This is a genomic window from Roseibium sp. LAB1 (assembly GCF_054658235.1).
This window is the reverse complement of the sequence record NZ_BAAGIB010000001.1, coordinates 972060-985061: the sequence shown is the minus strand read 5'-3', so window position 1 is coordinate 985061 and position 13002 is coordinate 972060. Positions and strand designations below refer to the sequence as shown.

Sequence of the window (13002 nt, the reverse complement as noted above, 5' to 3'; positions counted from 1 at the left end):
CGGTCCGTCATGCCACGACTTGCTTTCAACGTCGATGCGGAAGTTGTGGGTGGTGCAACGGACGGAGTGTCAAACAAATGGACCGTCACTCTGCCTTGGAGCGATGGCCATACTTGTCTCTCCGTCATTGACGGGCTCGACCCTGTACTCAATGCCGCTCGGGCGCCCAGTCAAAAGCGCTGGCGGAAAGTGCTGAGAGGAAGCGGCATGGATGCCATGGCCGCGCCATGGCATGACGGTCGGGTCGGGATGTTTTCGCTCCCGTCTCACGACTGGCAACCTCTATGGAGCAGGGTATCCTGTGGCGCGTGGCAGCAATGCATCGATTGGGTCGCGATTGGGCCACAGCATCCGAGAAAACGTCAGCTGCGTACCCCGGACCAGTAAATGGTCCGGGGCGCATTCTTCTCGTGAGTACTTAGCCCCACCAGGCTTCCGGTGCGAAGGAACCGGCGGCGTCTTCGATGACCTGGCCGACCTGGAAGAGTGTGCTTTCTTCGAAAGGTTTTCCGATCAGCTGCAGGCCGAGAGGCAGGCCACTGTTGTCGAGACCTGCGGGGACGGAGATGCCCGGAAGACCGGCCATGTTCACGGTTACGGTGAAGATGTCGTTGAGGTACATTTTGACCGGGTCGGAGTGAAGATCCTGGTCGGCAACACCGAAGGCGGCAGACGGGGTTGCGGGTGTCAGGATGGCGTCGACGCCGTTTTCCCAGGCAAGGTCGAAGTCACGCTTGATGAGCGTGCGAACCTTCTGGGCTTTCAGGTAGTAGGCGTCGTAGTAACCGGCAGACAGAACGTAGGTGCCGATCAGGATACGGCGCTTGACCTCTTCCCCGAAGCCTTCGGCGCGGGTGTTCTCGTACATCTCGACGATGTCCTTGCCCGGAACGCGCAGGCCGTAGCGCACGCCGTCATAACGGGCAAGGTTCGAGGAGGCTTCCGCCGGTGCCACGATGTAATAGGCCGGCAGGGCGTATTTGGTGTGCGGCATGGCGATGTCGACGATCTCCGCGCCGGCATCCTTCAGCCAGTCGATCCCCTTCTGCCACAGCGCCTCGATCTCGGCGGGCATGCCTTCCAGGCGATATTCCGCCGGAATGCCGATCTTGAGGCCCTTCACGGATTTGCCGATGGCAGCCTCGTAGTCCGGCACCGGCAGGTCTACGGAGGTGGTGTCCTTGGCGTCGACGGACGCCATCGACTTCAGCATGATCGCGCTGTCCCGCACGGTGTGGGCGATCGGGCCGGCCTGGTCGAGCGAGGAGGCAAAGGCGACGACACCCCAGCGGGAGCAGCGGCCGTAGGTCGGCTTGATGCCCACGGTGCCGGTGAAGGCGGCCGGCTGACGGATGGAGCCACCGGTATCGGTGGCGGTTGCACCCATGCACATGCGGGCGGCAACGGCGGCGGCAGAGCCGCCGGAAGACCCGCCGGGTACGAGATCCTGGTTCGAGTTCTTCTTCCGCCACGGGTTGATCACCGGGCCGTAATAGGAGGTTTCGTTGGAAGAGCCCATGGCGAACTCGTCCATGTTCAACTTGCCGAGCATGACGGCGCCGTCGGCCCACAGATTGGAGGTGACGGTGGACTCATAAGCCGGCTTGAAGCCATCCAGAATGTGGCTGCAGGCCTGGGTATGCACACCCTGGGTGGCGAACAGGTCCTTGATGCCGAGCGGAATGCCTTCCAGAGCGCCGCCTTCGCCTTTGGCGAGTTTGGCGTCGGAAGCTTTGGCCATGTCGCGTGCCTTGTCGGCGGTCACGGTCACATAGGCATTCAGCTTCTCATTGGCTGTCTCGATGTTCTTGATGAAGGCTTCGGTCAGTTCCAGGGACGTATAGTCCTTGTTTTTCAGGCCTTCGCGGGCCTCTGCAATGGTCAGTTTGGTCAGATCGGTCATGGATTTGAACTCTCAGGCGGCCACCAGCGGCCGGGAATAGAAGATGGAATAGGGACTGTCGGGATAATCGAGCACGGGGCCGCAGCGGCTGAAGCCGGCACGTTCGTCGAGGCGCCAGGCCGCCGGGTGCTTGTCGCCGGTTTCCAGAACGAGCTCGGAAAAGCCCTCCTGGCTTGCCAGCGCTATGATCCGGTCCAGAATGCTGCCGCCCAGACCAAGGCCCTGATAGGTCGGCCTGGTATACATGCGCTTGACTTCGGCAACGCCGTCCGGGTGCCGGTGCAGGGCACCGCACGCAGCCGCCTTGCCGTCAATCCGGGCGACGAAGACAGTCGTTGTCTCGCCGGCCATTTCTTCGGCCGTCATGTGGTAGCAGGCCTCAGGCGGGCTCAGTGTCAATAGCAGGGCGTTCAGCTCGGCAATCATCTCGCCCATGTCGGCAGACAGGGGCGTTTCGATGACGATAGCTGGAACGGGTGCGATCATCCGGGGTGGTCCGCTTATTCGACGACTTTCGGCACCATGAAGAAGTTATCTTCGGACGCCGGTGCGTTCAGGGTGATGTCGGCAGCCTTGCCGCCGTCGGTTACGCCGTCCGCGCGCTTTTTCATGGTCTGCTCGACCACGGAGGTCAGCGGTTCGACGCCGGAAATGTCGACTTCGTCCAGTTGCTCGACAAAGCCGAGAATGGCGTTCAGTTCGCCGGTCATGCGGGTTGCGTCTTCTTCGCTCACCTTGATGCGTGCCAGGCGGGCGACGCGTTTCACCGTATCGGTATCAACAGACATGTTTTCCTCGTCGTTACAGGTGCCTGAAGCGGACGACCGCTCAAGGCTTGCGCTCTTCTTGCTGCGACAGCGCAGGGAAGGCAAGTGCGCAGACTTGCCTTGCGGGTGAATTCGGAATAAATCGGTACCAATGGTAACCGAAAAAGGAGCGTGCGTGTGATCCAACCTTCCGAAACGATCCGTCCATTGCCGATGGCGGCGATTGTCTACCTGGCTTTCGAACCGGCCTGGTTGGCGCTTTCCAGGTCTGAGCGGGGCGAGATTGCCGGTCAGATCGGCGAGATCCTGACACGTCACCCGAAGGTCAGCTTCGAGTGGTTCGATGCCGATGCTCTGGCGGGCGGGTTTTCGGACTTCGCGATCTGCCGGTTTTTCGACATGCGCGCCTATCACCATCTGTGGGAAGAGCTGCGTGACACGGTGATCTTCTCCAAACCCTATGCCCGGATCGTCAATGTGACGACCGGTATCGAGAACGGGTTCCAGGACTACGAAGCCGCCTTGCAAGAGGCTGCCGCTGAAGAGACAGGTGGTGCCTAAGGCTGGCGCGGCGGGCCGGCCGCGAGAAGTCCGTGTCAGCAAGGCGCTGTTGGACGCAACGCTGACGGAACTGGCCGAGAATGGCTACAAGAAGACCACCATTGCCGCGATTGCCGCACGTGCACGCACCAGCAAGCAGGCAGTTTACCGGCGCTACGCGGACAAGGGCGCGCTGATCGCGGCGGCTGTCGAGGCGGCCCTTGCCCGAGCCAATCCGGCGCCGCCCCAGCGGGGCAGCGTCGCGGAAGATCTGCGGCAATGTCTGTCCAACACGGTTGCGGCCTTGCAGGATAGTGCGCTGGGCGCGGCGGTTCGTGCGCTGGTTCCCTATCGCGACAGACCGGACCTTGCTGGCGTGCTGGACGAGGCCGAGGCTGCCCGGCGTCTGGTCCTGCGTCAGATTTTCATCGCGACACCATTCGAATCCGATATGGAAGCCCGGATCGATCTGCTGCTTGGCCTCATCTACTTTCGCCTGCTCATCCGCAATATCAGGATCGAGGAAAGAGACATCGAAACGGCCATCTATCTGGTGCTGGGCCTGGTGGCGCCTCGCCAACCGGTGCCGCGCCCGGACGTGCCGGGCCTCCCCGGATTGTGAAGCCATCCGCCTTCACGATTTTATCGCTCGCGGTTAGCAGCTCTGTGATCAAGGGTGATTGGCCAAATTCTGCGGCACAAGACATGGTTTTTCCCGCGTGGAGCGTTAGGCTCTACCTGATCAAGCCATTTCACACCCAATGGAGACGCAAATGCCGCTCTATACGTCCAAATCCGTTCTGCTGGGACTGACCGCGCTCTTCTCTGCTGCCGCCTTCACAGCGTCCGCCGACGAAATCACCACCTTCACCAAAGGTGGAGCGGCAATTGGCGGTACCGATCCGGTTGCCTATTTCACGGCTGGCAAACCTGTTGCCGGTTCTGACGAATTCACGGCCGAATATGACGACGTCACCTGGAAGTTCTCGTCCGCGGAGAACCGTGACAAGTTCGTTGCCGATCCGGCGAAATATGCCCCTCAATACGGTGGCTTCTGTGCGTTCGGTGCCGCCATGGGCTTCAAGGTGCCGGTGGTGCCGGAAGCCTGGTCGATTGTCGACGGCAAGCTTTACCTGAACAACTCCCTGAAGGTGCAGGAACGGTTCGAAGAAGATGTGCCGGGCTATATCCGCAAGGCGACGCTCAATTGGGACATCATCAAGGAGAAGAACCCGGGCGACCTGAAAGAGCCGATCATCCGGGATTAATGGTGCCGGTTCCGTTATCTCTGCCGAAAGCCCGCCAGCCGGTGGGCCAAGGCCCCTCGCAGGGACGTAATGCCGATGATCGTCGTCCCGGCCAGGCGTAACGCGGGCCGGGATCGGGGCGGGGCATCACGCGCACCCGCGATACGTGGTTACACTTTTTCGAACGGCAGATCTTTAAATCGGCATTCGTCGGTGTTAAATCTTGAGATTATTACTCAACATTTATGAGGTGCCCCTTGGCCACTCCACCGAAACGAAAGCCCCGCATTCTGACCGTCAAGACGACGCGCTACCTCAGCCCCAATCTTATCCGCGTCACCTTTGCCGGGCCGGAACTGCAAGGCTTTCCCGAAGGCCACGAAGGCGCGAACTGCAAATTGCTGCTGCCGCATGAGGGCGAAAGCCGCTCGGCCTTTGAAGCGCATTATTCGCCGGACGGACCTTCCGAACGTGTTCATCCGGTCCGAACCTACACCGTTCGCTCTTTCCGCCAGGATGCGCTTGAACTCGATATCGACTTTGTTGCCCACGGCGACGAAGGGCCCGCTACACGCTGGGCGCAACGGGCCGTAGAAGGAGATTTCCTGGGCTTTCTCGGCCCAAGCCAGCCGAAAATCACCGAGTTTCATGCCGACTGGTATTTGCTGGCGGCAGACCTTTCGGCTATGCCCGTGGTCGAAGCGACACTTGAGGCAATGCCTCGAGAGGCCAGCGGTCTCGTGCTGTTCGAAGTTCCGTCCGAAGACGACAGGCGCGATATCGCGGCACCCGAAGGCGTGGAAATCAGATGGCTGGTCCAGGACAACCCGCATCTGCCTTCAACCGCGCAGGTTGACCTTGTGAAATCCCTAAAGTGGCCTACGGGAACTGTCCAGACCTGCATTGCCGGTGAAAGTTCTGTCATTCGGGCGCTTCGGGATCATCTTCACAACGAGCGGAAAGTGCCGAAGGCTGACACCTACATTTCCGGATATTGGAAAATCGGGCTTGTCGAGGACGAGCATCAGCAGCTCAAACGGGCCGAAGCTGCCTGAGGTTTTTCGTTGGAAAATCACATTCCTCACCGGTTGGGCTCGGCTCCAGCCGGGAGGAACGCAGACTGCCCGTCTGACTTCCCTTTCGAATATCTCCCGGCGACCCAAATCTTGCCATCAACCTGAGATCCGTTAGATCTGTTGGTAAAGGTTTTTCGGGAGTCGTTCTCATGCGTGGTTTTGCAGTTGGTCTTGGTCTCGTTGTTGCCGGGATTGCCTTTGTGCCGCCTGCCTGGGCCGCCGGTCCGGCCTTCGATTGTGCGAAAGCGGAAAGTTCGGCTGAAAAGCTGGTCTGTTCGAATGAGGATCTGGGAGCACTGGATCAGAAACTGGCCGATATTTATGAAGGCGCGGTCGGCGTGGTGAAGTCGCTTGATGCGGGCGCCGAAGAAGAACTCAACACGCTGAAAGCCTATCAACGCGGCTGGGTCAAAGGGCGCGACGAATGCTGGAAGAGCGACGACGAACTCTCCTGCGTCCGCTCGGCCTATGAACGCCGGATCGCGGAACTGACCGCGCGCTATCAACTGATCAAGGGGCAGGCTCCGGTCTTTTACACCTGCAACGATAATCCGGCCGACGAGATTGTTGCGACCTTCTTTGATACGGAGCCACCGTCTGCGCGGCTGGAGCGCGGTGACACGACGGAGATCGTGGTGCAGGGGCCAAGCGGATCCGGTGCGCGTTACGAGGGAGACTTCGGCATTCTTTTCTGGATCAAGGGAGACGAAGCCATGGTCGACTGGCCACAGGGAACGTCTTTTGATTGCAAGGCGCGTAGCTGACAGGCCTGTAACGGCCTGTCAGGCAGCGAAAGCCGGCCGGTGCGATTGCGCAACGGCCGGTCGGATCGGGATCAGCCGTCCTTGTAATAGTAGCTGTAGCCATTGAGGGCGGGGGCGCCGCCGAGGTGAGCGTAGAGCACCTTTGACCCTGCGGGAATTTTGCCCAGCTTGACCAGGTCGATCATGCCTTGCATGGATTTGCCCTCATAGACCGGGTCGGTAATCATTGCCTCGGTCTTTGCGGCAAGCCGGATGGCGTCGTTGGTCTCTTCAGACGGAACACCATAAGCCGGGTAGGCGTAATCGGGATTGATCACGATCTCGTCGTCCCGCACCGTGCGGCCAAGCTCCACGAGGGAGGCCGTGTTGTCGACGATCTGACGGACCTGGTCACGGGTTTGTTCAACCGTACCGGAGGCGTCGATGCCGATGACGCGGTCCGCCCGGTTCTGGTCGGCAAAGCCAACGATCATTCCGGCCTGGGTGGAGCCGGTGACCACGCAGACGATGATGTAGTCGAAGGTGAAGCCAAGCTCTTCTTCCTGCTGCTTCACTTCCTTGGCAAAGCGCACATAGCCAAGGCCGCCATACTTGTGCACGGACGCACCGGCGGGAATGCCGTAAGGCGTGCCGCCAGCATCGCGAACGGACTGCATGGCGTCTTCCCAACTCTGGCGAATGCCGATGTCGAAGCCGTCTTCAACCAGACGGGAATCCGCGCCCATAAGGCGGGTCAGGAGAATGTTGCCGACCCGGTCGTAGACGGCATCATAGTGAGGTACCCACTTTTCCTGCACCACGACGCATTTCATGCCGATCTTGGCAGCGGTCGCCGCGACCATGCGAGTGTGGTTGGACTGGACACCGCCGATGGACACCAGCGTGTCGGCGCCGGAAGCGATGGCATCGGGTACGATGTATTCCAGTTTCCGCAATTTGTTGCCGCCAAAGGCGAGGCCGGAATTGCAGTCTTCCCGTTTTGCGTAAATGTCCACCTTGCCGCCGAGCGCTTCGGAAAGCCGGGGCAGGTGTTCGATAGGCGTCGGGCCGAAGGTGAGGGGATAACGTTCAAACTTGCTGAGGTTCATTGAGCGCACCGGGTAGATTGATGATGTTTAAAGCCTTGCAGAAAATTCCAGAAAGGTGCTCTCAAATTTTGAGGAAATTTTTCTGTTATTGAGAAGTCGATTTGGATAGGAGTTAGTGTTTGAATTAATCAAGGCCAGAAAAATGAAAGAATCTTCCATGGCTGATGAGCTTGACCGGATCGACCGCAAAATTCTCAAGCTGCTGCAGGAAGTTGGCCGTCTCAGCAACGCCGAGCTTGCAGGTCTGGTGAACGTCAGCCCGGCCACCTGCCACAGACGCACACAACGTCTGTTTGACCAGGGGTTCATTCAGGGCGTTCGCGCGCATATCGATCCGCAAAAGGTGGACAGATCCGCTCTTGTGATCGTGGGTGTGGTGCTGGACCGGTCGACGCCGCAAAGTTTTGCGGAGTTTGAAGAGGTGGTTCGCAAGGCGGACTTTGTTCTCGACTGCCATCTGGTCGCGGGCGACTTTGATTATTTTCTGAAGATCCGCACGCGGGACATGGCGGACTTCAACAAGCTGCACGGCGAAAAACTGATCGCATTGCCGGGTGTGCGCCAGACGCGCACGTTCTTCGTCATGAAGGAAGTGACGGACAACGCGCCGCTGACTTTCTGATAGCGCCACGTCTCGGTTGTTTTTAGACTCTACAACTGAGCGCATTGTCTTCTTCGGCAGATATCAGCCGCGCTGACGAGCCAGCCGCGCCCGGTATCGGTCCAGGTGTTGCGTGACGATGGTCGCCAGACGGACATCGTCACAGATCGTCTCTGCCGTAATGGCATTGCTCGTGAGGCCTAGGGAAAATCCGGCTTCACTGACGATTTCTGCGGACATGGTTCGAAGGATCTCTTCCAACTGAACCGGGGCGAACGCATGGCGAGAGGTGACATGGGCAAGGGCGACTGGTTTTCCGGGAAACTTCTGGCAGCCAACCATCCAGTCGAGGGCGTTCTTGAAGCTGCCGGGCAGTGCATGCATGTATTCCGGCACGGCGAACAATAGCCCGTCGGCGCGCGCAACCTGTTCGCGCAGGTCGATGACGATCTCCGGCAGGTGATCGGCAATATCCAGATCCGGCACGAAATGTGGCAGATCGCCGATGCGGGCATAGCGGCTGAGAATGAGCCCCTCCGGAGCCAGCCGTTCTGCAGCGCTCAGCAGAGCCAGATTGGACGATGCGGCACGCAGACTGCCGCAAAATGTGAGGATCTTCAGAGGCAAGGGACTGGTCCGGTTGAAGGAGGCTAGGGGCGAGCCTATCGGATTCGCCCCGCTGCGTGATCCCCCAGGAGCCTTCTGGCGAGTGCTGCCTTACCGGCTGGCTGCTGCCAGGGCCGCGCCGAAGCCGACAAAGAGCGTGCCTGTAACCCTGCGCACCCAGAGCATCCGTTTTGCGGAGGTCAGGAAGCGGCGCATATGACCGCCTGCATACGCAATCGCGGCATGGTTGGCGAAACACAGGGCAGCGTAGGTGAAGGACAGTACCGAAATCTCCATGAGGTCGATGCCGTCGGCGCGCATGAATTGCGGGAACAGCGCGGTAATGACCAGAATGGCCTTCGGATTGGTGATGGAAACGAAGAGTGCTTCCAGAAACAGTTTTCTGGCGCTCTTGCGGGCGATCAGGACGCCTTCTTCCACATGAAAGGCGGATTTGTCGCGCCAGATCTTGAGGCCGATGAAAATGAGATAGGCCGCGCCGATGATCTTCAGTACCGTGAAGGCCACTGCGGAAGTGGCCATCAGCGCGCCGAAGCCGAGGGCAACCGCGTAGCCCAGGATCACCAGTCCCGTGGCGTTGCCCGCAGCCGAGGCGAGGGTCGCGTTACGGCCGAAGCGGAGTGTGTTGGAAATGGCCAGCATGACCGCCGGGCCGGGGCTGACGGCAGGCAGAAGCGAGACGGCAATGAAGACGAGCCAAAGGTCTATCGGCATGTGTGTTCTCAAGAAAAGGGCTGCGGGCAGCAGCCGGAGGTGTTTGTCAGGGTAGCAGACGGCCGTCGCTGACGGCCTGGTTAAGAAGATCCTGGGCAAAATCCCATAGCCCGGGGAAGGGAGACAGGCGGGATTCCTTCGTCAGCTTCAGGGCTTCGGCAGAGATTGGTTCGTGGGTCGGGTCGTCCAGGCCGGATGCAAAGACCATCACCATCGGATGCAGCGCGTCCATCGCGTTGGCGAATTTGGCTTCCGATGTTTCGTTGGCTTCGAACTCCTGCCAAAGAGCCTTGAAATCCAGGCCCTGCGTCGTGGGAAGCAGGGCGAACAGTCGGCTTGCGGCTGCCTGTTCCAGATCCTTGATGCTTGCCCGGTTGTCGTCAGTGACCCAGTGATCGCCTGCGTCGATCTCGACCAGGTCGTGAACAGCGAGCAGCTTGACGACGTGGTTGATGTCGGTGCCGGCAGGCGCATGTTCGGCAAGCGTCAGCGTCTGCAGGATCACGTGCCAGCAGTGCTCGGCCGTGGTCTCGCGCCGGGCGCCACCCGTGAGCTGGTTCAGCCGGACAACTTCCTTCAGCTTGTCGGTTTCCAGAAGAAACGCGACCTGCTTTGCCAAAGTGTCGTTCATCAGATCTCGCCCATGGCCCGGCGGAAGCGGGCAACGCTTTCGGCGAAACCGTAAATTAGCGCGTCGGCGGTGAAGCCGTGGCCGATCGACATTTCCCGAATGAAGGGGGCGCGCGCCAGCAGGGCAGGAATGTTTTCGACGGTCAGATCATGCCCGGCATTCACGCCAAGCCCGCAGGCCTTTGCGGCTTCCGCCGTGGCGACGATCCTGTCGAGTTCCTTTTCAGCGCGTCCCGGGTCGTCATGGCAGGCGCCATAAGGCCCTGTGTAGATCTCGATCCGCTCGGCGCCCAGCCTTGCGGCGTGTTCGGGGGCGGCCGGGTCCGGATCGCAGAAGAGCGAGACCGTGACCGCCCATTCCCTGGCGGCGGCAATGGCGGTTTCAAGGGCGCCTGTGTCTTTCGAGAAGTCCCAGCCATGGTCCGAGGTGGTTTGCTGCGGGTCGTCCGGCACGAACAGAACCTGTTCGGGGCGCGCCTCCTCCACCAGCTTGATGAAATCAGAGGTCGGATAGCCTTCCAGACACAGCTCCTTGTTCGGGAACCTGTCCTCGATCAGTTCGGAGAGTTCGAACACGTCCGTCTTGCGGATATGGCGTTCGTCCGGACGCGGGTGCACGGTGATGCCCTTGGCGCCGGCTTCCATCGCGATGGCCGCAAGGCCAGTCACGCTCGGCCAGGGCAGATCCCGGCGATTTCGCAACATGGCGATGGCGTTGACATTGACGGAAAGGCGCGAAACGGCAGGCATGATTGATAGTCCGGTGAAAGCGGTTCTGATCTGGCTTTAAGAGACTGGGTCAGGTTCGCAAGATTGTGTCAAAAGCCGTTGAAGTCAAACGAGGAATTGTCACTAGAGACAATGTTTTTCAGTGTTGGTGGGGCTTCAGCCACCCTTGATATCGCACGAGCCGCCCAAGACCAGGCAGGGAGATCTCGACGTCGAAGCGGAAGATGCCATCCGGTGCCGTCTCGGCTGTTTCGCTGATCGGCAACAGCCAGCGCGGCAAGGGAATGCCAAACAGCTTGCCACTGCGAACGGGATAGGCGAGTGCATCGCCTTTCAGGTTCAGGTGAATGTTGAACGTTGTTGGTCCGAAACGCTCCTGAACCACGCCGGAGCCCGGTGCACCTGACAGGCTGAGCACGGACCGGAAAGTCTTGCCGCCGAAATTGCGCTGCCAGATTTCCTTGTCGCCCTGCCGCTTGATGGTCACTTTCACCGGAGTTGCATCTGCTTCGGGTGGAAAGCCGACGATACGGCACAGCAACTGGCCGAGCCGCGAGGTGCCACGCGTGACCTTTGCCTCACCGATCCATTGCCGGCGGTCAAACACTGTGTGAAGGGAGCGGATCTCTTCAGGCAAAGCTTTGAAGGTGCTGCTGCCGAGTGCCTGCTGGAACAAGACCGGTGCCGCCTGCTTTGCAGAGAAGGTGCGAACGTTCAGATGAGCGGTTGCTTCCTCGACGTCTGCCAGCCTGAATTCACCAAGGCTTGGCCGCGCTCCGGCTGGAACAACACCTTCGACAAGGTGCTTGCACAAGATAGCGCCCGGGACTGCCGGGATATGCGGCCCGTCGCCAGCTTCCGCAATCAGAGACCAGCTGGCGGCCACCGGCTGACCTTCCGTGCCAAGCCCGGCAAGCCGGACTTCCATGCCGCCGCGGTCGGACCCGAACCGTTCGAACCAGCCCGCGACAGTACGAAGGAGTGGAGCGGCAGCTTGTAGTGACCTGACAAGGCGAAGACGCACCAGCCAGGAGAGAGCCCAGAGGCCCAGATGAAGGAGGGAGAGTTCAAGTCCCGCCCGGAACAGCACCGTTCGGGCGTTGTAGAACTTGGGAAAGAGTGTCAGATCCGGCGCGCCGATGAAACTCGACCAGCGCTTTGAAAGGCCGCTGCTGCCTACCGGGCCGATCCGGCGCCGGGAGAGACCGGACCAGCCGATGACCTTTGTCCATCCGCCATCGCGGTAGACGGAAACGGGCTTGCCGGACTGGGTCAGGATCGCTTCGATGACGGAGAGGCCACGAGGTGCACGATTGCCCGGCAGGATGGTGCTTTCGATCAGGTCGACCAGTGAGAACTCATGCCGAAGAGCTTCGACCGCAACCGAAGAGAGAGCCGGTACGCTGGAAACGCCAGATAGCACGGCCAGACCGCTCAAGCGTGCCTGCTCGTCGAGCACAGTAATACCGCTGGTGAACCCGGCATCGTCGGAAAGATCCAGATAATGGCTGCCGGCGGCAAGCGCTGCTTCCGCAACAGCGTAGGGGGATTGCCGGTAGGCCTGAAACGGTCCGGCGGCGTCGACGGTGACGAAGGGGCGAAGGGAGAGAAGGGCAGCAGCGAAATCAGGTGCCGTCCGATCCAGAACGGCGGCAGTGCCACCATGCCGGCGACAGAAGTCTTCAGCCTTTTGCTGGCTGCGACCTGCGACGATGACTTCCAGATGCTCGTGCCTCAGCAGCGCCTCCGCCAGCTTTCCGCCGAAAACGCCGTAGCCACCGAGTACGACGATGCGTTTCCTTCGGGAAAGTTCAGTCAAGGAGCCGTTCCTTCAGGGCCGCCGAGGGCAGGGGACAGGTTCGTCTGCCGAGCCGATAGCGGTTTTGGGCAATCCTGTCATAAGTCCAGTCCGCGAGCCTGCGCGGCAGAAGATCCAGCACCGTGAGCGCCTTCCAGGGCCAGCCGAGACTTTTCATGGCTGCGGTGAAGGACGCCATTTTGGTGTAGGCCCGGCCGCGGCAGATAACGATGTTGGTTTCCATCTTCTGCGGGTCGAGCCCGTGGTGCCGGTAGAGTGTCTGACCGATGTCCGAGTGGGCGTCGACAAAGCGAAAGCCTGCTGTCCGGTCGTGCCTGGCGACGAACCGGGCAAAGCCGGAACACAGAACGCAAATGCCATCAAAGACGATCAGGTTGTCGGGAAGATGTGCAAGGGCAGTCGGGGCCGGTTTGACGTTGCGTCTGGTTTCCATCGTCTTGGGGCTTTCGCGGGCAATGACAGGTTTCCGCCTCTCATGTAGGGTTGCAACGCAGGGT

General features: G+C 60.2%; 16 protein-coding genes. 6 read left to right on the top strand and 10 right to left on the bottom strand.

Annotated features, from left to right (window positions below; all coding sequences use genetic code 11):
* Positions 1–418: 418 nt before the first annotated feature.
* The 3 genes from gatA to gatC are packed head-to-tail and all read right to left on the bottom strand — an operon-like array spanning position 419 to position 2691.
* Positions 419–1903 carry an Asp-tRNA(Asn)/Glu-tRNA(Gln) amidotransferase subunit GatA gene (gene gatA / locus ACYQ54_RS04690; RefSeq protein ID WP_460079801.1) on the bottom strand — a complete coding sequence of 495 codons (1485 nt, stop codon included), beginning with the start codon at positions 1901–1903 and terminating at the stop codon, positions 419–421.
* Between the two features lie 12 nt (positions 1904–1915).
* Positions 1916–2389 (bottom strand): GNAT family N-acetyltransferase, encoded by a 474-nt coding sequence (locus ACYQ54_RS04685; protein WP_460079799.1) that lies wholly within the window; start codon positions 2387–2389, stop codon positions 1916–1918.
* Between the two features lie 14 nt (positions 2390–2403).
* A complete protein-coding gene (gatC, locus tag ACYQ54_RS04680; RefSeq protein ID WP_460079798.1) occupies positions 2404–2691 on the bottom strand; it encodes an Asp-tRNA(Asn)/Glu-tRNA(Gln) amidotransferase subunit GatC in 288 nt (95 codons plus the stop codon).
* Between the two features lie 156 nt (positions 2692–2847).
* Between gatC and ACYQ54_RS04675 the strand changes: the two genes are divergently transcribed.
* The 5 genes from ACYQ54_RS04675 to ACYQ54_RS04655 all read left to right on the top strand — a co-directional run bounded on the left by ACYQ54_RS04675 (position 2848) and on the right by ACYQ54_RS04655 (position 6297).
* Positions 2848–3231 carry a darcynin family protein gene (locus ACYQ54_RS04675; RefSeq protein ID WP_460079796.1) on the top strand — a complete coding sequence of 128 codons (384 nt, stop codon included), beginning with the start codon at positions 2848–2850 and terminating at the stop codon, positions 3229–3231.
* Positions 3224–3832, top strand: coding sequence for a TetR-like C-terminal domain-containing protein (locus ACYQ54_RS04670; RefSeq protein ID WP_460079795.1), 609 nt, complete (start codon positions 3224–3226; stop codon positions 3830–3832). Before ACYQ54_RS04675 ends, ACYQ54_RS04670 begins: the two co-directional genes overlap by 8 nt.
* Positions 3833–3983: 151 nt before the next feature.
* Positions 3984–4478, top strand: a complete 495-nt coding sequence (locus ACYQ54_RS04665; protein ID WP_460079793.1) for a YHS domain-containing (seleno)protein — start codon at positions 3984–3986, stop codon at positions 4476–4478.
* 236 nt (positions 4479–4714) lie between these two features.
* A complete protein-coding gene (locus ACYQ54_RS04660) occupies positions 4715–5512 on the top strand; it encodes a siderophore-interacting protein (protein WP_460079792.1) in 798 nt (265 codons plus the stop codon).
* Between the two features lie 170 nt (positions 5513–5682).
* Positions 5683–6297 (top strand): MliC family protein, encoded by a 615-nt coding sequence (locus tag ACYQ54_RS04655; protein ID WP_460079790.1) that lies wholly within the window; start codon positions 5683–5685, stop codon positions 6295–6297.
* A gap of 71 nt (positions 6298–6368) precedes the next feature.
* Here ACYQ54_RS04655 and ACYQ54_RS04650 read toward each other — a convergent pair whose 3' ends face one another.
* Positions 6369–7385 (bottom strand): 1-aminocyclopropane-1-carboxylate deaminase, encoded by a 1017-nt coding sequence (locus tag ACYQ54_RS04650; RefSeq protein ID WP_460079788.1) that lies wholly within the window; start codon positions 7383–7385, stop codon positions 6369–6371.
* 142 nt (positions 7386–7527) lie between these two features.
* On the opposite strand from ACYQ54_RS04650, the gene ACYQ54_RS04645 reads away from it, so the two are divergent.
* Entirely contained in the window at positions 7528–8007 is a 480-nt protein-coding gene (locus ACYQ54_RS04645) for an Lrp/AsnC family transcriptional regulator (protein ID WP_460079786.1), read from the top strand.
* Positions 8008–8070: 63 nt separating this feature from the next.
* Here ACYQ54_RS04645 and ACYQ54_RS04640 read toward each other — a convergent pair whose 3' ends face one another.
* The 6 genes from ACYQ54_RS04640 to ACYQ54_RS04615 all read right to left on the bottom strand — a co-directional run bounded on the left by ACYQ54_RS04640 (position 8071) and on the right by ACYQ54_RS04615 (position 12938).
* Entirely contained in the window at positions 8071–8613 is a 543-nt protein-coding gene (locus ACYQ54_RS04640) for an NADPH-dependent FMN reductase (protein WP_460079784.1), read from the bottom strand.
* A gap of 90 nt (positions 8614–8703) precedes the next feature.
* Positions 8704–9327, bottom strand: coding sequence for a LysE family translocator (locus ACYQ54_RS04635; RefSeq protein WP_460079783.1), 624 nt, complete (start codon positions 9325–9327; stop codon positions 8704–8706).
* 46 nt (positions 9328–9373) lie between these two features.
* A complete protein-coding gene (locus tag ACYQ54_RS04630; RefSeq protein ID WP_460079780.1) occupies positions 9374–9958 on the bottom strand; it encodes an HD domain-containing protein in 585 nt (194 codons plus the stop codon).
* Complete coding sequence (locus tag ACYQ54_RS04625) at positions 9958–10707, bottom strand: pyridoxine 5'-phosphate synthase (RefSeq protein ID WP_460079779.1); 750 nt, start codon at positions 10705–10707, stop codon at positions 9958–9960. The genes ACYQ54_RS04630 and ACYQ54_RS04625 overlap by 1 nt, the downstream gene beginning before the upstream one ends.
* A 118-nt stretch (positions 10708–10825) precedes the next feature.
* Positions 10826–12505 (bottom strand): SDR family oxidoreductase, encoded by a 1680-nt coding sequence (locus ACYQ54_RS04620; protein ID WP_460079778.1) that lies wholly within the window; start codon positions 12503–12505, stop codon positions 10826–10828.
* Positions 12498–12938 carry a thiol-disulfide oxidoreductase DCC family protein gene (locus tag ACYQ54_RS04615; protein WP_460079776.1) on the bottom strand — a complete coding sequence of 147 codons (441 nt, stop codon included), beginning with the start codon at positions 12936–12938 and terminating at the stop codon, positions 12498–12500. The genes ACYQ54_RS04620 and ACYQ54_RS04615 overlap by 8 nt, the downstream gene beginning before the upstream one ends.
* Positions 12939–13002: the final 64 nt, after the last annotated feature.

What these genes read in the sequence shown, in the direction of transcription:
- gatA (WP_460079801.1), bottom strand. Translation starts at nt 1,903, where the DNA reads ATGACCGATCTGACCAAACTGACCATTGCAGAGGCCCGCGAAGGCCTG.
- ACYQ54_RS04655 (WP_460079790.1), top strand. Translation starts at nt 5,683, where the DNA reads ATGCGTGGTTTTGCAGTTGGTCTTGGTCTCGTTGTTGCCGGGATTGCC.
- ACYQ54_RS04685 (WP_460079799.1), bottom strand. Translation starts at nt 2,389, where the DNA reads ATGATCGCACCCGTTCCAGCTATCGTCATCGAAACGCCCCTGTCTGCC.
- ACYQ54_RS04650 (WP_460079788.1), bottom strand. Translation starts at nt 7,385, where the DNA reads ATGAACCTCAGCAAGTTTGAACGTTATCCCCTCACCTTCGGCCCGACG.
- ACYQ54_RS04645 (WP_460079786.1), top strand. Translation starts at nt 7,528, where the DNA reads ATGAAAGAATCTTCCATGGCTGATGAGCTTGACCGGATCGACCGCAAA.
- ACYQ54_RS04635 (WP_460079783.1), bottom strand. Translation starts at nt 9,327, where the DNA reads ATGCCGATAGACCTTTGGCTCGTCTTCATTGCCGTCTCGCTTCTGCCT.
- ACYQ54_RS04615 (WP_460079776.1), bottom strand. Translation starts at nt 12,938, where the DNA reads ATGGAAACCAGACGCAACGTCAAACCGGCCCCGACTGCCCTTGCACAT.
- ACYQ54_RS04630 (WP_460079780.1), bottom strand. Translation starts at nt 9,958, where the DNA reads ATGAACGACACTTTGGCAAAGCAGGTCGCGTTTCTTCTGGAAACCGAC.
- gatC (WP_460079798.1), bottom strand. Translation starts at nt 2,691, where the DNA reads ATGTCTGTTGATACCGATACGGTGAAACGCGTCGCCCGCCTGGCACGC.
- ACYQ54_RS04625 (WP_460079779.1), bottom strand. Translation starts at nt 10,707, where the DNA reads ATGCCTGCCGTTTCGCGCCTTTCCGTCAATGTCAACGCCATCGCCATG.
- ACYQ54_RS04665 (WP_460079793.1), top strand. Translation starts at nt 3,984, where the DNA reads ATGCCGCTCTATACGTCCAAATCCGTTCTGCTGGGACTGACCGCGCTC.